This is a genomic window from Avibacterium paragallinarum, assembly GCF_011765605.1.
In the GTDB taxonomy this organism is placed as follows: domain Bacteria; phylum Pseudomonadota; class Gammaproteobacteria; order Enterobacterales; family Pasteurellaceae; genus Avibacterium; species Avibacterium paragallinarum.
This window is the reverse complement of sequence record NZ_CP050316.1, coordinates 666872-688026: the sequence shown is the minus strand read 5'-3', so window position 1 is coordinate 688026 and position 21155 is coordinate 666872. Positions and strand designations below refer to the sequence as shown.

Sequence of the window (21155 nt, the reverse complement as noted above, 5' to 3'; positions counted from 1 at the left end):
ATGATGAATATTCGGGCTGTTTTCTTCTCATTGCAGTTAATGCTAATTTCGTTGCCGAGCTTTGCAATGCAGAGTGTTGCGATGCCAAAGGTTGCCACCTTAGATTGGACGATCGCCGAAACCTTGCTCGGACTAGGCGTAACGCCCGTTGCCGTAGGCGATAAACAAAGCTATCAAAACTGGGTGAGCAAACCCGCCTTACCACAAAGTGCGGTGGATTTAGGCACAAGATTACAGCCGAATAAAGAACTGCTCGCCCAGCTTGAGATCGAACATTTCCCCAATGGCGATATGTATTTCGCTACCGCTCAAGCCAATTTGCCTTATTTGTCGCCAGTGAAAGCGGTTGAGCGAGTGAATTTTTATCAAGCAGGAGATTTTTGGCAAAATCAGTTAAATGCCACCCGCCAACTGGCACAAAATGTTGGCGTTGATCCCCAGCCTTTAATTAGCGAAACCGAAGCGATTTTCGCCGCTCACAAAGCACAGCTTGCTCCATTTCAGCCTCGTCCATTATTGATTGTGCAATTTATTGATGCCCGTCATTTGCGTGTGTATGGCGAACAAAGTTTGCCGGGAGCGGTGCTAAGCCATTTAGGCTTGCAAAATGCGTGGCAACAAGCAGTGAATTTATGGGGTTTTAGTCAAATCAGCCTCAATCAACTGGCACAGTTCCCTAATGCGAAGCTCGTGGTGATAAAACCCTATCCTCAGAATGTACCAACTGAACTGGCAAATAACAGCTTATGGAAGCAGTTACCCTTGGCGAAAGATCCGTTGATTTTACCTGCCATCTGGACATTTGGGGCATTGCCCTCCGCTCAGCGTTTAGCGGTGGCATTAAGTCAAGGGTTGCAAAATGCCCATAACCAGCAGGGAGAAGCACAATGGTAAAATGGCATATCCCCTCGTTAGTGATGAGCTTAGCCTTAATCGCCTCTGGACTATTGGCGGTGTTGCTGAATGAAATGAATGATCCTGAGATCAACCAATTATTGATTTTTAATTTTACTTTGCCCCGTGTGTTAATGGCGATCTTAGCAGGGGCGAGCTTGGGGGCGGCGTCCTTACTATTACAACAAATAATGAACAATCCCCTTGCCTCAGACAGCACCCTCGCCGTAAGCGGTGGCTCGCAATTCGCGTTGTTTGTCGCCACGTTATTTTGCCCGAGTTTATTGCAAATCGGCACAACGCCCGTTGCCTTTGCTGGGGCATTGTTCGCTTTGGGCTTGGTGTTATTCCTTGCGTGGCGACAAATGCTTTCGCCGTTGCTTATCGTGTTGGCTGGGTTGGTGGTGAGCTTCTACCTCGGAGCATTTTCTTCGCTGTTAATTTTATTTTATCCCGAAGAAAGCCGTGGCTTGTTGGTGTGGGGCAGTGGCTCGTTGGTGCAAGAAAGTTGGTATGATAGCCTTACCCTATTGCCCCTTTTATTGCCTGCGATCGTGGGAATGCTGTTGCTCAGCCCCACTTTACAAATTTTGCAACTGCAAGAAAGCAACGCTCAAAGTTTAGGCGTGAATGTGAAAAAAATCCGCTTGCTTGGTGTGTTACTGGCGGCGTATTTAGTGGCGATTATCGTCAGCCGTGTGGGAATGATCGCCTTTATCGGTTTAGCCGCCACCACCATTGCACGCCAATATCGCAGTGCGGATTTCCGAACTTTATTGTGGCGAAGTGCCTATTTTTCGGGCGTGCTATTATTGATCGCTGATTTAACCTTGCAACTGATCGAAAAACAATGGGGCGTAGGCTTGCCGACTGGCTCGGTTACCGCATTATTCGGCACGCCGTTGCTGTTGTGGCTAGTGTTTCGTCATCACCAACAATATGGGCGAGTGGTGGACAGTTCGCCCCTTGGGCAAAATGCGTGGAAAAAAACATCATCAAAAAGCACCGCACTTTTACTTGGCTTGCTCTGCCTTGCGGGGCTATGTTCGCTGTGGTTCGCACAAGGTCGCCACGGCTGGCAACTTGAATTAAACGAAACCCTCTTCGTTTTGCGTTTTCCGCGTTTGGCTTATGCCCTTTGTGCGGGGCTAATGCTCGCCTTGGCGGGGACAATTCTGCAACGCCTCAGCCACAACCCAATGGCAAGCCCTGAATTATTAGGCATTACCTCGGGTGTGAGCTTTGGCGTAATGCTAGCCATTTTTGTCGCGGGTGCAATGGCGATCAGCCAATATGCGTTGTGGGGGGCATTCGGTGCATTGAGCATTGTCAGCCTGATTTGGTGGATCAACCGTAAAAACGGCTTGCAACCCGATCAAGTGTTGCTCACAGGAATTAGCATTTCCGCCTTATTTGGCGCCGTGCAACGCATACTTATCGCTAGCGGCGATCCCAGAGCGTGGCAATTATTAAGCTGGGGTTCGGGGTCGACCTATTACGCCAGCAATGAGGTAGCAATCCCTATGCTGATTATCACAGTGGCACTTTTCGCCTTGAGTTTCATTTTTATTCGCTGGCTAGATTTACTCAGCTTAAATAGCGTAGTGGCTCAATCCCTTGGCGTGAACCTCGTACAATCGCGTAGCATTTTGTTTTTATTTGCCATCTTACTCACCTTGCTCGCCACTTTAATTGTGGGATCGCTCAGCTTTATCGGCTTGCTCGCTCCCCATTTGGCATACAGCCTTGGCTTCCGCCAAAGCAAAACACAGCTACTTGCCGCAGGCATATTAGGTGGCACGGTGATGATAATGGCAGATTGGCTCGGGCGACAATTATTGTTCCCTTATGAAATCCCGGCGGGCTTGGTTGCCACCTTGCTCGGTGGAACGTATTTTTTATGGCTGATGAAAAAAATCTAGCCATTGGCTTGACGGGAAAAGGCGTGCGTAAGCCTTGTTTTGCTGAACGTATCGGATTCGCTCAATGAAATTCGCTGTAATGCAAAATATTGTTCCAAAAGCTAAAAAGTTATCGCCGTTTGCTTTCAACGGTTGAAATTGAACGGCAATATGGCGGAATTTTACACCGCACTTTGAAAATAGAGGTAGAAAAGTGCGGTCAGAAAATTCCACGTTTTTTTATTTACAAAATAGGAGACATCAAATGAAAAAACTCACTCATCTCGCCTTAGTATGTGGCTTGGCGTTCCCTCTGGCAGGGCAAGCACACGATTTATGGGCATATGCACAACAAGCGGAAGCGGGCAAAGATTTGCTTGCGGTGCTTGGCTATGGCGATCGTTTTCCTGAAGGGGAAAAAATTGCTGAGGGGCGTTTAAATATTTTAAATCCGCTGGTGTTGCACAGTGCGGACGGCAAAAGCACTACCCTCACCCAAAAGGGCGAAAATTTTCACTATGTAACCACCAGCCCGTTGGCGAAAGCGGAATACAAAATTTCGGGCAGCTATAAACCGACATTTTGGTCGAAAAATGACAACGGCTGGAAGCGTGAAAATCTCACTCAAATGAAAGATGCCAATTACTGCGAAGAATCCAGTATGTTCGCTTCAACCTATGTGAACACGGGCGTTGATGTGAGCGACTTTGCCATTGCCCCAGTGGGATTACCGTTGGAAATCGTGCCATTGGTTGATCCAACCACGCTAAGCCCGATGGAAGTATTCCCCGTACAAGTGTTGTATCAAGGTCAGCCAGCAAAAGGCGTGAGCGTGATCGGCACAACCAACGAATTTACCAAACTTGATGAAAAAGCCGTTTACGATCACCGTGAACCACAAGCTTTCTCTGGCAAAACGGACGCTCAAGGCAAGGTGAATTTCATTCCTGCTTTAGCGGGGACTTGGAAAATCAAGGCAATTTATGAAATGGATTACCCAGATCAAAAAGTGTGCCAAAAACGTAAACTTTATAGCACTTATACCTTTAAAGTGAACAAATAATTTTATTTTCGTGGGGCGGAAACGCCCCTTATTTAAGCTGTAACTTGTAGTAAATTAAGGACTATTTATGCCAAAAGCTGTTTTTAAATTATCCCTTTTATCCACCGCACTTTTACTCGCCTCGCAAAACCTTTGGGCGGAAGAGTTGGAGGCAATTGATGTTGTTGGATCGGTATCCAAAACTGGCAAGGTGGATTATTTATCGCCTAGAACAACGGAAGTGTTAGACCAAACGATGATAGCGGATAAAGGCTATCAGCAAGTTGATGAAATTGGTCGTTATCAAGCAGGCGTATTAAGTCAGCCTTTTGGTGGAGATATTGATACCAATGACTGGATTAAAATACGTGGATTTTCTCCAACGATTCGCCTTGATGGAACAACGATGTATGATTTTGGGTTTTATCATTGGCAACCGAATATTTATGGATTAGAAAATATCGAAATCGTCAAAGGTGCTGATTCATTAACTTATGGGGTAGCCAATACAGGAGGATTAATCAATCTAATTAGTAAACGTCCCCATAAAAATAAAGTTGGTCAGGGAGAAGTAAAATTCACTTCAGGTGATCATCATCAAATAGGTTTAGCCACTGATTATACAGGGCAAATTAGTGATAATTTACGTTATCGAATTGTTGCTGATTACCTACACCATAATGGTGAACCTAAAGGAAGTTATTTAAATACTTACTACCTTGCACCAAGCCTCTCTTGGGATATTACAGAGAATACAAATTTAACGCTACTAGCTAGCGTTCAGCACGATAATGGCGTACCATCATCTGGTTTTTTCCCAAGCTATGAGATAATGAAAAAAGGTGGTTTTTCAAGTAAAACGAATTTTGCAGAAAATGTTGATGAATACCTAAGACGCAATCAATTAAGCATCGGTTATGAATTTACACATAAATTTAACGATGACCTGATTTTTAACTCAAATTATCGTTATGCTTACAGTAATAAAGATCAATTTAGTGCCTCTTTAGGATGGGATTACCAAAATTTATCCACAATGCTTGCTCGCGGGAAAACATTTACTCATACTTTAGACAACAATCTCAGCAAAACGTGGAAATATGAAAATATTAAAAATACATTGGTAGCTGGATTTGATTATTCTTATGCTAAAAATGTGGCTGCAAATGGGTATGGCGTTGTGCCTTTAACAAATCTTTATGGTAACTATCCAACGGCGACAGCACCATTTTCGGCATTAACCCCTTATACCAATAAAGACCGACAATTAGGTATTTACCTACAAAACCATTTTCGTTTTGATAATAAATGGCTAGTGAATTTAGGTATTCGCCGTGATTTTGCTAAAGGTGATTATCAAAGCACTAGGGGGGAATCCTATGAAGTAAAACACAATACCTATTCAGCAGGTATTATGTATGTCGCAGAAAACGGCTTAGCTCCCTATTATAACTATTCTGAATCGTTTAAACCGCTTCCAAGCACTAACGTAAATGGAACTTTCGTAAGGTATAAACCTTATGAGGGGCAACAACACGAATTTGGATTAAAATATTTACCTACCTTTATTGATGGGAAATTTTCCATTGCCTATTTTAATTTGAAAGAAAAAAATGCGTTAGTGAGCAATACGGTTAATGGCGTGGCAATCCAAACTCAATCTGGAAAACAAACCAGCAAAGGAATTGAGCTGCAAGCTGATGTAAATTTAGCAGAAAATCTTTCCGCACTTTTATCTTATACCCATATCAAAGCAATAACAGATAAAGGTAGTGCTGTTCGCACGGCAATCATTCCTCGTAACACTTATTCTGCTTATCTAAATTATCACTTCACTGATACCTTACTATCGGGTTTACAAATTGGTAGTGGAATTCGATATGTTGGCACAAGCACTAATGGGGTAAGTGAAGAAAAAATTCCACCTTACACATTGGTCGATATGATGGCGAAATATGATTTTGCTCAGAATTGGTCTATCCAAGCGAATATTTCTAATCTTGCCAATAAGAAATACGTCAGTGCTTGTGATGCTTATTGGTGTTATATGGGTGAAGGGCGTAAAATTACGGCAAATGTTACTTACAAATTCTAAGCCTTACTCTTGAAAAGGGCTGAAAGTTATCAGCCCTTTTTTGTACGCTTAAATAACCCTCAGTGCTAACATACTCTACATTGGTAAAAGTGTAACCCAAAACGGTTCCCTTTATTCAGGGGCTAGCGTCCCATCAGCCACCGTGGTGGATTTAATGGCTCGCTACCCATTTACCCCAAGCTGGTTCGTGCAACTGAATGTGGAAAATGTCGGCAACCGCCGTTATTTAGCAGGCTGCGATTACTATTGCTACTACGGTGCAGAGCGTAATATTAATGCCTCGGTTTCTTATAAATTCTAGAATGTTTATCAATGTATAAAAAATCCGCACGGAAACGTGCGGTTTTTCAAATTCATTCAAAAAAATACTGCATTACCCTATTCTTAGTATGTTCTTCTGTTCGATGCCATAGTTTATTTAGAACTTAGGAAACTACCATAATCACAAAAAAAGTGCGGTGAAAAAATGACCGCACTTTTATCCTGGCTAAGCAATGAAAAATGCTCACTTAATCTTGTGGCTTATTCGCCATTATTTCAATAATTTGCACATCGGTATGTTGCATACTTTTACAAGCAATCGCACATAAATTATCAATACTTTGATCCACACAGTGATCCACTATGCCTTCATTTCCTGTAACACCGGTTTGGTTCATTGCCATCAGCACGGATTTATAGGCTGAAGTCACACTGGTTGAAACTTTCATCGCACAGCTATTCGCTGCACCATCACAAATCATTCCGCTAATATCACCAATCATACTGCTGATTGCCATTGCTGCCGTATCAAATTTATTGGTGAGTAGGTAAGAAATCCCCGCACAACTTCCCATCGCTGCCGTTGTTACGGCACAAAGGGCAGAAAGTTTCGGTAATTTGCTATGAATAAAAATCGCCATTAGATGCGATAAAAATAATGCTCTAATTCGTTTCTCTTCATCAGCTTGAATGTGATCGGCAACCACAACCACAGGCATTGTCGCTGTAATCCCCTGATTTCCCGATCCTGAATTACTCATCGCGGGAAGTGTTGCTCCGCCCATTCTGGCATCGGACGCGGCGGTGGTGTTAATCATTATGCGGGAAAGCAAGTCATCTGACATTAAGCCATCGCCAATATGCTTTTGTAAGGTTCGCCCAATGTGTAAACCGTAATCATTGCGAAGCCCTTCCGCTGATAATGCCGCATTAAGTTTTTCCGCTTGGAGGATAAATTTGATCTTTTCTAATTCAATTTGTGTAGCAAAATCAAAAATATCTTTGGCTTTTAATTGGTTGAACATTGCATAAGGATCGATCTGCTGTGCTTGGCTTTCTTCCGCTTTAAACAACACATCGCCATTTTTTTCAATCAGAATAATATTCGTATGTTGCCCTTGAATAACCACTCTCACCCAATCTTCACCCGCATAAATCGTGGATTCGGCATACAGAATTTGGTCGGTCTGCTTAATGCTTACTTTTACTTTATGTTGCTGAAGTAATTGTTTCGCTTGTTCAACCTGTTCTGGGGTAATTTTCTTCAACACTTCTAAGCCCCCAGAGGCATCACCACCTAACGCCAACGAAATCGGTTCTGTACAGCCTAAAGCAGGAACCACATCTTGTTGAACAATATCAATTAGTGCGGTTTCAAAATTTCGTAAATTTTCGTTCATCGTAAGCTCCTACATTAATGCTAAGAATGGTGAAAGGCACAATAAAATACCAGTAATAATAATGATGTAAAGCCCTATTCCTTTATATTTATGCAACATTGGCACTTTGTACACTAAATAAGCTGGAATAAGGCAACCAACTAAACCAAAAATCGGGCTACAGATTGAGGTGAAACTCAATACTGGAGCATTCAATACAATCGCTCCCCAAGCAAGTAAAATCGCCGCCAACATAATGCCTTTCGCAACCCATTTATGATTAATTTTTTCAGCGGGCATAAAACGCTGTAGCATATTCAATACAATACCTTGTGTTGCTTCGTGGAAACCAAGATATACGCCAAAAAAGGCGGTCATTACAGCAAAAATATTTAAAATCATTCCAACATAAGTTGCCCAGGAACCAGGGAAAAATTGAGCCACAATGGCTAATGCAGAAATATTTTGTTCATAAGCTTTGAGTGCTTCTTCTTTCCCCATTGCGAGAGTAAAAGAAACAGCATAGAAAAACACAGAGGTAAATAAAACCAAAAATGCAATATTCATCGCACGCAACGCTTTACGACGGGCAATTTCAGGATCTTGTTCTCTGGAACGGTATGAAATCACCATTGGACTGAGTGTTTGAATAAATAAAATTGAAGTAAGCGTAAAAGGCAAGGTAATAATGGCATTTTTAATTAATAGCCCTGTTTCAGGCAAGGCTCCGATATTCGCCAAGTGCCACATACCGATCATTGAAAAACCTAGTGCAATCACCACGAAAAGTTTAGTAAGCACCATAAAACTCGACAGTTTAAATAATAATTGCTCGCCGCGTGAAGCAATCGCTACTAAAAAACAAATAATCATTAAACCATAAAATGGATTTTTTGATAGTAGCTCATCTGTCAGCCCAAAGGTCTGTAAATAAGAAGCACTGTCATTAGTGATCGCGGTGGAATAAACAAACATCCAAATAATTAACATCACAAAATAAAGCAACCCCAATAACACGCCCCAGTTTTTACCCAAATAGCCCGAGATCACACTGGGATAGTCTTGGCATTTTGGTGATTCTGCCAAGGTATTAATAAAAAGCCGTTGGAATAAATACATCGCGGGATAACCAATAATGGAGGAAAGCAAAAACACCCACATTCCCATTAATCCAACTTGTACAGGTAAAAACACAATCCCTGCCCCAATCGCCATACCAATGCTCATAATCACCCAACCGAAATCGGTGGAATCAAATTTCATAGCTTGCTTCATTTCTTGTTTAGAAAGTGGCGTACCCATAATATGTCTCCTTTCGTTTATGATTATTCATTTGATTTTAATTCACGCAAATGTTTATACACTGCGTGTTTTGTAATCCCTAATTTCTCTGCAGTAACATTAATTGCCTCTTTTAGCTCAAAAATACCGCTTTCATTTAATAATGAAATTAATAATTTCGTTTTATTTTTCGTTGTTACATTATGCTGTTGCTCAAGTTGCATTCTTGCTTTTTGTAACGATTGCTCAACCAAATGTTCGACATCCGCACCGAAAACTTCATTATTAACAAGGTTTCCCGTAGGCAATTGAAAAGACTGCAAAATAGAATGAAAAGGAAAAGATAAATTCAGATTAATACAAATCAAACCGATCGGCTGCCCTTGTTCACCAATGATAATATGGGTGGTTGATTTCATTACACTGCCATTAGCGGCTGTGGAAAAATAGCTCTGCTCAATATGTGTTGGGTTAGCCTGATAGGCCTTTAAAATTTTTAATGCCTTGTCTGTTATAGGTGAGCCTACCTTACGTTCAGTATGAAACCCATTCACAATTTTAACCACCGAACAGCTTAGCTCACTCAGTTCGTGAATGACAATCTCTGCAAAATCCCCCAATAAACTGGCTAATAAATCTGCCAAAGGAAAATACGATGCTAAAATTTTTTGATCTCCTACTGAAAGTTTCTTTGATAACTCTACCGACATATCCCCTCCATTAGTTAAAAATAGTTTACTACTTACTCAAACAAAAGTTAAAATATTTTAACTAAATTTGTGATCCAAGTATCATTTTTTTAACTTTGAAAGATAAAAACCGGCAAGATTGGATTATTTTTATTAAAAATTAGTATTAGTGATCAGTGGTGTAAAGATTTCCCTTCTTCTAATCGCAATATTGTAAGAAGTTAAAATGTAGGCTCTTGTTACTAAAATCTTTGGTTAGAGGCGATTGGTTATGATGAGTTGCGAGGGGTAAAATAGGCTAACACCTTGATATTTCAGGCATTAAAAAAGCCTTCCGAGAGGTTTCGAAAGGCTCAGATAGGCTGTTTGGTGCGACTAGCTGGACTCGAACCAGTGACCCCCACCATGTCAAGGTGGTGCTCTAACCAACTGAGCTATAGTCGCATATATTATTTCCTGTGAGTATATCTAATTCCATTAACTAATACAATAGAGTTTATAAAACTTGCCTAGTAATCGCTATAAAATTAACCATAGCGTTTTATTTTTTATCATCAACGATCTCGATTTTCTTCTATTTTAAGCATATAATGTGGGACAATTTTTTAATTGAATATTATGAATAATGGAGATAAATAATGTCTAGAAGACTTAGACGAACAAAAATCGTATGTACTATGGGACCTTCAACTGATCGTGGTAATAATTTAGAAAAAATTATTGCAGCAGGTGCAAATGTAGTAAGAATGAATTTCTCTCACGGAACCCCTGAAGATCATATTGGTCGAGCTCAACGTGTACGTGAAATTGCACAAAAATTAGGAAAGACTGTGGCGATTTTAGGGGATCTACAAGGGCCTAAAATCCGTGTTTCAACCTTTAAGGATGGAAAAATTTTCTTAAATGTCGGTGAGAAATTTATTTTAGATGCAGAATTACCAAAAGGTGAAGGCACCCAAGAATCAGTAGGTTTAGATTATAAAACTTTGCCTCAAGATGTTGTTCCAGGCGATATTTTATTATTAGATGACGGTCGCGTTCAGTTAAAAGTTTTATCTACTGAAGGTGCAAAAGTATTCACAGAAGTTACCGTTGGTGGTCCACTTTCAAATAATAAAGGGATTAATAAGCTAGGTGGAGGTTTATCTGCCGATGCTTTAACTGAAAAAGATAAAGCAGACATTATCACTGCGGCACGAATTGGCGTAGATTACTTAGCAGTTTCTTTCCCTCGTTCTGGCGAAGACTTACATTACGCACGCAAACTTGCTGAAGAAGCGGGATTAAAAGCCAAAATAGTCGCTAAAGTTGAACGTGCTGAGGCCGTCGCGACGGATGAAGCAATGGACGATATTATTCTTGCTTCTGATGTTATTATGGTGGCGCGTGGTGACTTAGGGGTTGAAATTGGTGATCCTGAATTAGTAGGCGTACAGAAAAAATTAATCCGCCGTTCTCGCCAGTTAAATCGTGTAGTCATCACAGCAACGCAAATGATGGAATCAATGATTAGCAATCCAATGCCAACACGTGCTGAAGTAATGGATGTTGCTAATGCAGTATTAGATGGCACAGATGCGGTAATGCTTTCAGCAGAAACTGCAGCTGGTCAATATCCTTCTGAAACGGTAGCAGCAATGGCAAAAGTATGCCTAGGTGCCGAAAAAATGCCTAGCGTAAATGTTTCACGCCATCGTGCAGACCGTACATTCGACACAATAGAAGAAGCTGTCGCAATGTCTGCGATGTTTGCAGCTAATCATATGAAAGGGGTCGCTGCAATTATTGCAATGACAAATAGCGGGCATACCGCCAAACTAATGTCTCGTATTAGTTCTGGATTACCTATTTTTGCATTATCTCGTCATCAAGAAACCTTAAATCTTTGTGCTTTATATCGTGGTGTTATACCAGTACATTTCGATCAAGAAAGTCGTACCATCGAAGGATTAAAATCAGCAATTCAATTATTGAAAGATAAAGGTTACTTAGTAACTGGTGATCTTGTATTATTAACACAAGGAGATTTATTAACTTCTGGTGGAACAAATACTTGTCGCACATTAGTCGTTGAATAATCTACATTTTTAAGTTAAAAAAAGAAAGTTACTCATCAAAAGTGAGTAACTTTTTTATTTAGCTGCGATCAAATCAAATTAGGTAAATATAGCCTTTCTATGTTTATTCTATATATTGCTATAATAAGGGTATTTTAACATTATTGGGTGGACTAAGAATGGATTTCATCAGTAAAGAACAAGTATTAGAAAAATTTCATTTTCGTGCCGCAACGCGCTTCTACGATCCGAATAAAAAAGTGTCCCGTGAAGACTTTGATTATATTCTCGAACTTGCACGTTTATCACCAAGTTCGGTTGGATCTGAGCCTTGGCATTTTATCGTAATTCAAAATGCAGAATTGCGTGAAAAATTAAAACCCGTAAGTTGGGGAATGGCTACGCAACTTGATGATGCAAGCTATATTGTAGCAATTTTAGCAAAGAAAAATGCTCGCTATGATTCAGATTATTTTCATAACATACTACTAAAGCGAGGCTTAAGTTCAGAACAAATTACTAAAGCTAAAGAGAAATATCGCACGTTCCAACAAGATGATATGAAAATACTCGAAAATGAACGTACATTATTTGATTGGTGCAGCAAACAAACTTACATTGCTTTAGCAAATATGATGACAGGGGTGGCACTCATTGGTATTGATAGCTGCCCAATTGAAGGATTTAATTATGATGCTGTTAATCAAATTTTAGCCGACTCGGCAGCTTTTGATCCCAATGAGTGGGGTGTGTCAGTAATCGTTACATTTGGATATCGAGCCAAAAATATTAAACCCAAATCAAGAAAATCATTAAAAGAATTAGTTACTTGGCTTGATTAAATAATAAAAGTTTTGACTTTACAAATTTGTTTTCTATAAGCTGTAAAGATCATTGTAGCCACTTTGGCTACTCTCCATAGATTTTACTCAACAAATAGCCAAAATATAATGTAGTATTAGAAATTATGTACCAACTGATTAAGGAGCATTCTTAAATGAAATGTTTACTTTCAATTCAATCTCACGTTGTCTATGGCTATGCGGGCAACAAATCTGCGACTTTTCCAATGCAGTTACTCGGCATTGATGTTTGGGCGTTAAACACGGTGCAATTTTCCAACCATACCCAATATGGGCAGTGGACGGGTATGGTGATGCCGAAAGAGCAAATCGGTGAAATCGTGCAAGGCATTGATAATATTGGAGAATTGCATAAATGCGACGCGGTAATTTCGGGTTACATTGGCTCAGCGGAGCAAGTGGAAGAGATTATCCACGCTGTGCAAAAAGTGAAATCTCGCAACCCTAACGCCGTTTATTTATGCGATCCCGTGATGGGACACCCAGACAAAGGCTGCATCGTGGCTGATGGCGTGAAAGAAAACCTCACCAACCTTGCTATGGCGAAAGCGGATATTATCACGCCGAATTTGGTGGAACTGCGTGAACTGAGCGGTTTGCCAGTAGAAAACTTTGCTCAAGCCATTGAAGCGGTAAAAGCAATTTTAGCCAAAGGGCCGAAAAAAGTGCTGGTGAAACATCTTAGCAAAGTGGGGCAAGATCCGAGCCAGTTTGAAATGCTCCTCGCCAATGAGCAAGGCATTTGGCACATCAGCCGTCCGCTGCACCAATTTGCTAAAGAACCTGTGGGCGTGGGCGATTTAACCGCAGGGCTATTTATGGCGAATTTACTCAACGGCAAATCAGATCTTGATGCCTTTGAGCATACTGCCAATGCAGTTAATGACGTAATGAGCGTAACCCAGCAACAGCAGGCTTATGAATTGCAAATTGTGGCGGCACGAGATCAAATTCTCCACCCAAATAGCCAATATAAAGCGGTGAAAATTGCATAATAACTATGGCATTATTTGACCAATTTGAGCAACAAATTACCCAGCTCGATCCGCAACAACGCCAGTTTTTAATCAGTTTAAGTGGCGGGCTGGATTCTACCGTGCTGCTCGCATTATGGGAAAAATATCGCCAAAAACAACCGCACTTACAACTGCGAGCGATCCACATTCATCACGGGTTAAGCCCGAATGCGGATCACTGGGTTGCACATTGCCAACAGCTTTGCCAGCAATTTTCCATTCCCTTGATCATTGAAAAAGTGCAACTTTCACGGGGAATGGGGGTGGAAGCAGCTGCTCGCCAAGCCCGTTATCACGCCATTCAACGCCATATTTTGCCGCAAGAAATGTTGGTTACCGCCCACCACCAACAAGATCAAACGGAAACCTTTTTTCTTGCCTTGAAAAGAGGTAGCGGTGTCAGCGGATTATCAGCGATGAAAATGCAAAGTGCGGTGTTTAATTTCACGATTTTTCGCCCCCTGCTCCCCTTCTCTCGCCAGCAACTTCATCAATATGCCATTGAAAATCAGCTAAATTGGATTGAAGACGAAAGCAATCAAAATAACCAGTACGAACGCAATTTTTTACGCAATCAAATTTTGCCCCAACTGCGTGAACGCTGGGCGTATTTCGATCAAGCAGTGCAACGCTGTGCTAACCATTGTGCCGAACAACAGCAATTATTAGCGGAATTGCTCCAAGCAGAGCTAGAAAAAAATAGTCGAAAAAACGACCGCACTTTTGACCTGACGAATTTTCACCAATGGTCAATGCTGAAGCAAAAAGCCCTGCTCCGCTTATGGCTGGAAACCTTGCAACAGCCAATGCCTAGCAGTAAACAGCTCTCACAAATCATTCAAGACGTGATTCTTGCCGAGGTGGATCGCAATCCGCAATTTCAGCTTGGTGATAAAATGCTCCGCCGTTATCAACATCGGTTGTATCTCACCGAGCATTTTGCCGATCTCCGCCAGCTTAGCCTGCCCGTAACCCTCAACCAACCTATAACTTTGCCCGACAAGTTAGGGCAAATTTGCTTAACGGAAACCCCAACGGGCGTGCAAGCAATGTGGCAAGATTACATTCAGCCCCTGCCTAAACCTGAAGCCTCTATTAGTATTCGCTTCGCCTATTCAGGCAAAGTGAGAAACCCAAATGGCATTAGCCAAGATATCAAAAAATGCTGGCAAGCCCATAATGTCCCCGTGTGGCAACGCAACCGCATTCCACTGATTTTTTATGGCGAAACCTTTCAAAGTGCGGTGGGATTTTTCAAAAATTTTATTATTTCTTAAATGCCATTCACAAAGCTATTACATAACAGCACAAAAACAGCACTATTCACATTGCAAAGAATATTCGCGATAATTTCATAAGCATACTTAAAAAAAAGGGGAAATAGATTCCCCTTACATTTTTTATAAAATAATTTATTGCCTTAACTTAACACGTTTTTCAATGCCAGTCCTATCTCCGCTAAACTACTCACTGTCACTACCCCTGCTTGTTGTAATGCGTGAATTTTTTCATCTGCTGTGCCTTTTCCACCGCTGATAATAGCTCCAGCGTGCCCCATTCGTTTACCCTTAGGTGCGGTGATGCCAGCAACATACGCAATGACAGGTTTAGTAACATTATCACGAATAAAAGATGCTGCCTCCTCTTCTGCCGTACCACCAATTTCTCCTATCATTACGATTGCTCGTGTTTCAGGATCCACTTGGAAACGTTTAAGAATATCAATAAAGCTGGAACCTGGAATTGGATCTCCACCAATACCGACGCAGGTGGATTGCCCAAAGCCTTCATCCGTAGTCTGTTTTACTGCCTCATAAGTTAATGTTCCTGAGCGAGATACAATGCCGATATATCCTTTTTGATGAATATTTCCTGGCATTATGCCGATTTTACATTCATCAGGCGTAATAATACCAGGGCAGTTTGGTCCAATCATCACTACACCCGTTTCGTTAAGTTTTTGTTTGATTTGTAGCATATCTAACGTTGGAATTCCCTCAGTGATGCAAACAATCAGCGATATCCCAGCATCAATAGCTTCAAAAATAGCATCCTTACAAAAAGGAGCGGGAACATAAATCATTGTTGCTGTTGCCTCTGTTTGTAGCACGGCTTCTCGCACAGTATTAAACACTGGTAATCCAAGATGTGTCGTCCCTCCTTTACCTGGTGACACACCTCCCACTAATTTTGTACCATAAGCCAGTGCTTGTTCCGAATGAAAAGTACCTTGCCCTCCAGTAAAACCTTGACAAATTACTTTGGTATCTTTATCGACTAAAATTGACATTTTATTCTCCCTTTGCTGCCTTAACGACTTCAATTGCTGCTTGCTGTAAACTTTGTGCTGAAATAATATTGGTATCACTTTGAGCCAACATCATTCTACCTTGTTCGGCATTCGTTCCCTCTAAACGAACAACAACAGGCACATTCACTCCCACCTCTTTACTCGCGGCTAATATACCTTCAGCAATCAAATCACAACGCACAATCCCCCCAAAAATATTTACTAAAATCGCCTTTACAGCGGGATCAGTTAAGATGATTTTAAACGCCTCAGCAACTCGTTCTTTAGTTGCACCGCCACCAACATCAAGGAAGTTGGCTGGCTGTCCGCCGTATAATTTAATAATATCCATCGTTCCCATTGCTAGACCTGCCCCATTTACCATACAGCCAATATTACCATCTAATGCCACATAATTTAGATTCCATTTTTCTGCTTCAGCTTCACGGGGATCTTCTTGGCTCAAATCTCGCATTGCAAGCAAATCAGGATGACGATATAACGCGTTACTATCCACTACCACTTTTGCATCAAGGCAATGCAGTTCATCATTATCTAAAATAACTAATGGATTAATCTCTAATAAGGCAAGATCTTTTTCAATAAATAACCGACTAAGCTGACAAAACATTTCACTAAATTGTTTAATTTGTTTACCTTTTAAACCAAGCTTAAAGGCCAATTCTCTACCTTGATAAGGCATTCCTCCCACGAGTAAATCAAGGCGAACACGGTGCAGTAAGTGCGGTGATTTTTCTGCCACTTCTTCAATATTTACCCCACCTTCTGAAGAAACCATAAAGACAATATGCTGTGAGCTACGATCAATCACAGCACTTAGATAAAGCTCTTTTTTAACTGAAATACAAGGCTCAAGATAAATCTTATTAACAGGCTGACCTTTAGCATTTGTTTGGAAAGTAACTAGAGGTTTACCTAAAAATTTATCAAAAAATGACCGCACTTCTTTTTCAGAGCTGACCACTTTTACGCCGCCTGCTTTGCCCCGTCCGCCGGCATGAACTTGGCACTTTACCACCCACTTTGAACCGCCTAGCTTTTTCACTGCCTCAAAAGCTTGCTCTACATTTTCGCACACATAGCCTTCACTAATTGGTAAACCATACTGAGCAAAAAGTTGCTTTGCTTGGTATTCGTGTAAATTCATCTTCTCTTGTTCTCCCTTTTTATCCCTATTTTGATACAAATAAGGCGATAAGAATCCCTATCGCCTTAATATTAGACTTAAACTTCTAGTAATAAACGTGTTGGATCTTCGAGCATTTCTTTAATCGTAACCAAAAAGCCCACACTTTCCCGTCCATCAATTAAGCGATGATCATAAGACAGTGCCAAATACATCATTGGACGGATGACTACTTCACCATTCAATGCCACTGGGCGATCTTTAATCGCGTGCATACCTAAAATTGCACTTTGTGGCGGATTAATAATCGGTGTGGACATCAATGAACCAAATACACCGCCATTTGTAATCGTGAAAGTTCCCCCAGTAAGATCTTCCACTGTAAGTTTACCGTCACGCCCTTTTTCTGCCAGCAATTTAATTTGTTTTTCGATATCTGCCATACTCAATTTATCGCAGTTACGCAGCACGGGGGTGACTAAGCCCCGAGGTGTAGAAACTGCAATACTAATGTCAAAATAGTTATGATACACAATGTCATCACCATCAATAGAAGCATTAACCTCAGGATAACGTTTTAAAGCTTCAACAACGGCCTTCACATAAAAAGACATAAAACCTAAGCGGGTATCGTGCATTTTCTCAAACTTTTCAGTATATTTTTTACGCAACTGCATAATGGGCTGCATATCAACTTCGTTAAATGTTGTGAGCATTGCTGTATTATTTTTCGCTTCTAATAAACGCTCTGCTACCCGTTTACGCAGACGAGTCATCGGTACCCGTTTTTCCGTACGTCCCGAAAAGTTCAATCCAGAATCTTCTACACTTTGTGGCTGAGATGGTGTAGAAGGCGTTTGAATTGCTTTTTGTGCCATAGTTCTCTGAATATCTTCACGGGTAATACGCCCGCCTACCCCTGTTCCTTGTACTTCTTCTGCCGTAAGATCATTTTCGGCTAATAGACGACGTGCCGCAGGAGTTAGAATATCACTATTTGGGTTTTCTACAGATAAATTTGCTGAATAACGATCTGCTGGAGTTTGTTCCACTTTTTGTACACTTTCTTTTGTTGTACTTCCTGCAACCGCTAATGCCGTGACTTTACCTAGAACTTGATTACTCACAACAGTGGCCCCTGCGTTCTCGAAAATACTTTCAAGCACACCATCTGCCTGTGCGGGTACTTCTAATACCACTTTATCTGTTTCTATTTCCACTAACACTTCGTCACGTTTTACTTCATCTCCTACCTTTTTATGCCAAGTTGCAACTGTCGCATCTGCTACAGATTCTGGGAGAACGGGTGTTAAGATCTCGAAATCACTCATTTTGTATTCCTTATTTTTTGTTTTAATTATGTCATTTACATTCAAATGTGCGGCAATTTTTGACCGCACTTTCTTTAAATTATGCTAATGCTTCAGTAACTAAAGCACGTTGTTGCTCATTATGCAAAGCCAAGTACCCCACCGCTGGTGAAGCTGAAGCCTCTCTTCCCACATAACGAAGTTTTCCATTTTCAGGCAACGAACTGATAAAATTATGCTGACTGCAATACCACGCCCCTTGATTTTGTGGCTCTTCTTGGCACCATACATAATCCGTAACGTGCTGATAAGGAAGTAATGCATTTTTCATTTCTTCGTGTGGATAAGGATATAACTGTTCCACTCGAACAATCGCCACATCAGTTTGATTATTTTTACGACGTTGCTCAAGTAAATCATAATATACTTTACCTGAACACATAACCACTCTTCTCACTTGTTTTGGATCGAGGTTGTCAATTTCACCAATCACGTTTTGATAGGTTCCATTTACTAATTCTGATTTAGTTGAAATAGCAAGAGGGTGACGAAGTAAGGATTTTGGTGTAATCACGATTAATGGGCGACGCACTCTACGCAACATCTGACGACGTAATAAATGATAAATTTGTGCTGGCGTAGAAGGAATACATACTTGCATATTTTGCTGGGCACAAAGTTGTAAGTAACGTTCTAAACGTGCGGAGGAATGTTCAGGTCCTTGCCCTTCATAACCATGTGGAAGCAACATCACTAAACCACACATTCTGCCCCATTTTTGCTCTCCCGAACTGATAAATTGATCAATGACCACTTGGGCTACATTGGCAAAATCACCAAACTGGGCCTCCCACAATGTTAGCGTTTTAGGCATTGTCGTCGCATAACCGTACTCATAAGCCAACACAGCTTCTTCAGATAACACTGAATCCCATACTTCAAAATGTCCCTGTTGGTTATGTAACTGTGTCAGTGGTGTATAAACCGTACCATTTTTTTGGTTATGTAAGACAGAATGACGATGGAAAAACGTACCACGCCCTGCATCTTCTCCAGATAGCCGAACGTTATAACCTTCATCTAATAAAGTCGCATAAGCCATCGTTTCAGCCATTCCCCAATCAAATAGCTTTTCACCTTTCGCCATTAATCTGCGATCGTCATAGATTTTTTTTACTCTTGAATGAAGGAGATGATTTTCTGGGTATTCACATACTTTAAGTGCAAGATCTGTAAAACGCTGCTCATCAAAATTGCCATTATAATCGCTCCATTCTTTACTCAGAAACTTCATCCAATCCGCTGCTTCTACATCTCTCTCACGCCATTCAGGTACAACACAATCACCATTATCAAGTGCATCTCGATAATTATTCATCAATTCTAAACTGTAAGCTTCATCAATCACATTTGATTCAATTAAGCGATCTGCGTAAACCTTGCGTGGGGTAGGATGGCGTTTAATACGTTCATACATTAATGGCTGTGTTACTGAAGGTTCATCCGCTTCATTATGTCCATGACGGCGATAAGAAACTAAATCAATAAAAATGTCTCGTTTAAATTTATTTCTAAACTCCACTGCCATTCTTGCTGCATAGGCTACGGCTTCTGGATCATCTCCATTGACATGAATCACTGGTGCTTCGATTATTTTGGCAATATCTGTACTGTATTCCGTTGAACGCGTGTCATGTGGGTTGGATGTGGTAAAACCAATTTGGTTATTAATTACAATACGGATCGTCCCTCCAACAGAATATCCTCTTGTTGCCGACATATTTAAGGTTTCTTGAACAACGCCTTGCCCTGCAACAGCAGAATCACCATGAACAGTGATTGGTAAAACTTGCGATCGTTCAATATCATTAAGACGAGTTTGCCTTGCTCTAACGGAACCAAGAACAACTGGATTCACAATTTCTAAATGGGAAGGATTAAACGCGAGTACAAGGTGAACAATACCATCATCAGTCATAAAATCAGAAGAAAAACCCTGATGATATTTAACATCTCCTGTTCCATCTCCCTGATGTTTTCCAGCAAATTCATCAAATAATTCTGCTGCTTTCTTCCCGAGAACATTTACCAATAAATTCAAACGCCCACGGTGTGCCATTCCCATAACAATTTCTTTGATGCCATTACGCCCACTATGGCGAATAATTTCTTTCATCAGTAAAATAAATGCATCACTCCCTTCTAAAGAAAAGCGTTTCGCACCTGGAAATTTAGCACCAAGATAGCGTTCTAGACCATCTGCAGCAGTCAACTCTTCAAGAAATTTAAGTTGTTCATCTCGATTAAATAGCGGTTTATTCAATAAGTTTTCTACTTTACTTTGTAGCCACTTTCTTGCCTCTAAATCATTGACATGCATAAACTCTAGGCCAATAGTACCACAATAGGTATTTTTTAATGATGAAGTCAGTTCACGCAAGCTAATTTGTTCTTTGTTATAGACATAACCACCAACATCAAACACTTCGTCAAGATCTTCATCTGTAAAGCCATAAAATTTGTAATCTAATGTTGGAGCATCCATACGCTGCCAAATTTTTAAAGGATCAAGATCCGCGTGTAAATGCCCACGGTTACGATGTGCGTTTACCCATTGCAACACTTTCACTAATCTTGCACTCACTTTGGGATCAATAACGCTGACCCCTTCAGCATTGTTGTCTCTCGCTAAGCGTTTAAGATATTGACGAACAGGTGAATGAGCTTGTTCAACAATAGTATGTTTTGGCAATTTATCAAAAATCTGCTGCCAACTTTCATCAACAGAATGAGGATCTTGAAGATAATTCTCATAAAGCTCTTCAATATAAGATTGATTAGCACCATTTAATGCACTTGAAGCTAACCATTCACCAATTTGGCTTGTTTGTTTCATTCATACCACCTAATTTTATGGGTAAAACCTACAA

General features: G+C 40.8%; 16 protein-coding genes, 1 tRNA gene and 1 pseudogene. 10 read left to right on the top strand and 8 right to left on the bottom strand.

Going from position 1 to position 21155, the window contains the following annotated elements; translation table 11 throughout:
• The 6 genes and pseudogenes from HBL79_RS03445 to HBL79_RS03420 all read left to right on the top strand — a co-directional run.
• The gene (locus HBL79_RS03445; RefSeq protein ID WP_223810374.1) at positions 1 to 894 is read left to right on the top strand and encodes a TroA family protein; all 894 of its coding nucleotides are present in this window, start codon (positions 1 to 3) and stop codon (positions 892 to 894) included.
• Entirely contained in the window at positions 888 to 2816 is a 1929-nt protein-coding gene (gene fhuB, locus HBL79_RS03440) for a Fe(3+)-hydroxamate ABC transporter permease FhuB (protein ID WP_035687183.1), read from the top strand. The genes HBL79_RS03445 and fhuB overlap by 7 nt, the downstream gene beginning before the upstream one ends.
• An 89-nt stretch (positions 2817 to 2905) precedes the next feature.
• The gene (locus HBL79_RS03435) at positions 2906 to 3064 is read left to right on the top strand and encodes a hypothetical protein (RefSeq protein ID WP_156127765.1); all 159 of its coding nucleotides are present in this window, start codon (positions 2906 to 2908) and stop codon (positions 3062 to 3064) included.
• The gene (locus HBL79_RS03430; protein ID WP_035687185.1) at positions 3061 to 3858 is read left to right on the top strand and encodes a DUF4198 domain-containing protein; all 798 of its coding nucleotides are present in this window, start codon (positions 3061 to 3063) and stop codon (positions 3856 to 3858) included. The genes HBL79_RS03435 and HBL79_RS03430 overlap by 4 nt, the downstream gene beginning before the upstream one ends.
• 67 nt (positions 3859 to 3925) lie before the next feature.
• Positions 3926 to 5932, top strand: coding sequence for a TonB-dependent siderophore receptor (locus tag HBL79_RS03425; RefSeq protein WP_046097366.1), 2007 nt, complete (start codon positions 3926 to 3928; stop codon positions 5930 to 5932).
• A gap of 76 nt (positions 5933 to 6008) precedes the next feature.
• Positions 6009 to 6233: pseudogene (locus HBL79_RS03420) on the top strand (TonB-dependent siderophore receptor); the annotation flags it as partial.
• 208 nt (positions 6234 to 6441) lie between these two features.
• Here the strand turns inward: HBL79_RS03420 and HBL79_RS03415 are convergent.
• The 4 genes from HBL79_RS03415 to HBL79_RS03400 all read right to left on the bottom strand — a co-directional run bounded on the left by HBL79_RS03415 (position 6442) and on the right by HBL79_RS03400 (position 9986).
• On the bottom strand, positions 6442 to 7593 hold the full coding sequence (locus HBL79_RS03415; RefSeq protein WP_046097365.1) for an L-cysteine desulfidase family protein: 1152 nt from the start codon (positions 7591 to 7593) through the stop codon (positions 6442 to 6444).
• Between the two features lie 9 nt (positions 7594 to 7602).
• On the bottom strand, positions 7603 to 8874 hold the full coding sequence (locus tag HBL79_RS03410; RefSeq protein ID WP_046097364.1) for an SLC5/6 family protein: 1272 nt from the start codon (positions 8872 to 8874) through the stop codon (positions 7603 to 7605).
• Between the two features lie 23 nt (positions 8875 to 8897).
• Complete coding sequence (locus tag HBL79_RS03405) at positions 8898 to 9563, bottom strand: helix-turn-helix transcriptional regulator (protein WP_035687197.1); 666 nt, start codon at positions 9561 to 9563, stop codon at positions 8898 to 8900.
• A 346-nt stretch (positions 9564 to 9909) separates the two neighbouring features.
• Positions 9910 to 9986: transfer RNA gene (locus tag HBL79_RS03400), tRNA-Val, on the bottom strand.
• A 194-nt stretch (positions 9987 to 10180) separates the two neighbouring features.
• Between HBL79_RS03400 and pyk the strand changes: the two genes are divergently transcribed.
• The 4 genes from pyk to tilS all read left to right on the top strand — a co-directional run bounded on the left by pyk (position 10181) and on the right by tilS (position 14755).
• Positions 10181 to 11620: a pyruvate kinase gene (gene pyk, locus HBL79_RS03395; RefSeq protein ID WP_081637531.1), complete on the top strand. Its 1440-nt coding sequence runs from the start codon at positions 10181 to 10183 to the stop codon at positions 11618 to 11620.
• Positions 11621 to 11778: 158 nt separating this feature from the next.
• Positions 11779 to 12441: an NAD(P)H-dependent oxidoreductase gene (locus HBL79_RS03390; protein WP_035687201.1), complete on the top strand. Its 663-nt coding sequence runs from the start codon at positions 11779 to 11781 to the stop codon at positions 12439 to 12441.
• A gap of 155 nt (positions 12442 to 12596) precedes the next feature.
• The gene (gene pdxY, locus HBL79_RS03385) at positions 12597 to 13457 is read left to right on the top strand and encodes a pyridoxal kinase PdxY (protein ID WP_035687204.1); all 861 of its coding nucleotides are present in this window, start codon (positions 12597 to 12599) and stop codon (positions 13455 to 13457) included.
• A gap of 5 nt (positions 13458 to 13462) precedes the next feature.
• Positions 13463 to 14755, top strand: coding sequence for a tRNA lysidine(34) synthetase TilS (gene tilS, locus HBL79_RS03380; protein WP_035687206.1), 1293 nt, complete (start codon positions 13463 to 13465; stop codon positions 14753 to 14755).
• A 143-nt stretch (positions 14756 to 14898) separates the two neighbouring features.
• On the opposite strand, the gene sucD is transcribed toward tilS, so the two are convergent.
• From sucD to sucA, 4 genes are all read right to left on the bottom strand, one after another.
• Entirely contained in the window at positions 14899 to 15768 is an 870-nt protein-coding gene (gene sucD, locus HBL79_RS03375) for a succinate--CoA ligase subunit alpha (RefSeq protein WP_035687208.1), read from the bottom strand.
• Position 15769: 1 nt separating this feature from the next.
• Positions 15770 to 16936, bottom strand: coding sequence for an ADP-forming succinate--CoA ligase subunit beta (gene sucC, locus HBL79_RS03370; RefSeq protein ID WP_035687211.1), 1167 nt, complete (start codon positions 16934 to 16936; stop codon positions 15770 to 15772).
• Between the two features lie 77 nt (positions 16937 to 17013).
• On the bottom strand, positions 17014 to 18246 hold the full coding sequence (gene odhB, locus HBL79_RS03365) for a 2-oxoglutarate dehydrogenase complex dihydrolipoyllysine-residue succinyltransferase (RefSeq protein WP_035687214.1): 1233 nt from the start codon (positions 18244 to 18246) through the stop codon (positions 17014 to 17016).
• A gap of 79 nt (positions 18247 to 18325) precedes the next feature.
• A complete protein-coding gene (gene sucA, locus HBL79_RS03360; protein ID WP_035687217.1) occupies positions 18326 to 21121 on the bottom strand; it encodes a 2-oxoglutarate dehydrogenase E1 component in 2796 nt (931 codons plus the stop codon).
• Between the last annotated feature and the right edge of the window lie 34 nt (positions 21122 to 21155).

Coding starts and splice junctions, on each gene's coding strand:
- HBL79_RS03390 (WP_035687201.1), top strand. CDS start 11,779: ATGGATTTCATCAGTAAAGAACAAGTATTAGAAAAATTTCATTTTCGT.
- HBL79_RS03445 (WP_223810374.1), top strand. CDS start 1: ATGATGAATATTCGGGCTGTTTTCTTCTCATTGCAGTTAATGCTAATT.
- HBL79_RS03415 (WP_046097365.1), bottom strand. CDS start 7,593: ATGAACGAAAATTTACGAAATTTTGAAACCGCACTAATTGATATTGTT.
- tilS (WP_035687206.1), top strand. CDS start 13,463: ATGGCATTATTTGACCAATTTGAGCAACAAATTACCCAGCTCGATCCG.
- HBL79_RS03425 (WP_046097366.1), top strand. CDS start 3,926: ATGCCAAAAGCTGTTTTTAAATTATCCCTTTTATCCACCGCACTTTTA.
- odhB (WP_035687214.1), bottom strand. CDS start 18,246: ATGAGTGATTTCGAGATCTTAACACCCGTTCTCCCAGAATCTGTAGCA.
- HBL79_RS03410 (WP_046097364.1), bottom strand. CDS start 8,874: ATGGGTACGCCACTTTCTAAACAAGAAATGAAGCAAGCTATGAAATTT.
- sucD (WP_035687208.1), bottom strand. CDS start 15,768: ATGTCAATTTTAGTCGATAAAGATACCAAAGTAATTTGTCAAGGTTTT.
- HBL79_RS03430 (WP_035687185.1), top strand. CDS start 3,061: ATGAAAAAACTCACTCATCTCGCCTTAGTATGTGGCTTGGCGTTCCCT.
- pyk (WP_081637531.1), top strand. CDS start 10,181: ATGTCTAGAAGACTTAGACGAACAAAAATCGTATGTACTATGGGACCT.
- sucA (WP_035687217.1), bottom strand. CDS start 21,121: ATGAAACAAACAAGCCAAATTGGTGAATGGTTAGCTTCAAGTGCATTA.
- pdxY (WP_035687204.1), top strand. CDS start 12,597: ATGAAATGTTTACTTTCAATTCAATCTCACGTTGTCTATGGCTATGCG.
- fhuB (WP_035687183.1), top strand. CDS start 888: ATGGTAAAATGGCATATCCCCTCGTTAGTGATGAGCTTAGCCTTAATC.
- HBL79_RS03405 (WP_035687197.1), bottom strand. CDS start 9,563: ATGTCGGTAGAGTTATCAAAGAAACTTTCAGTAGGAGATCAAAAAATT.
- sucC (WP_035687211.1), bottom strand. CDS start 16,936: ATGAATTTACACGAATACCAAGCAAAGCAACTTTTTGCTCAGTATGGT.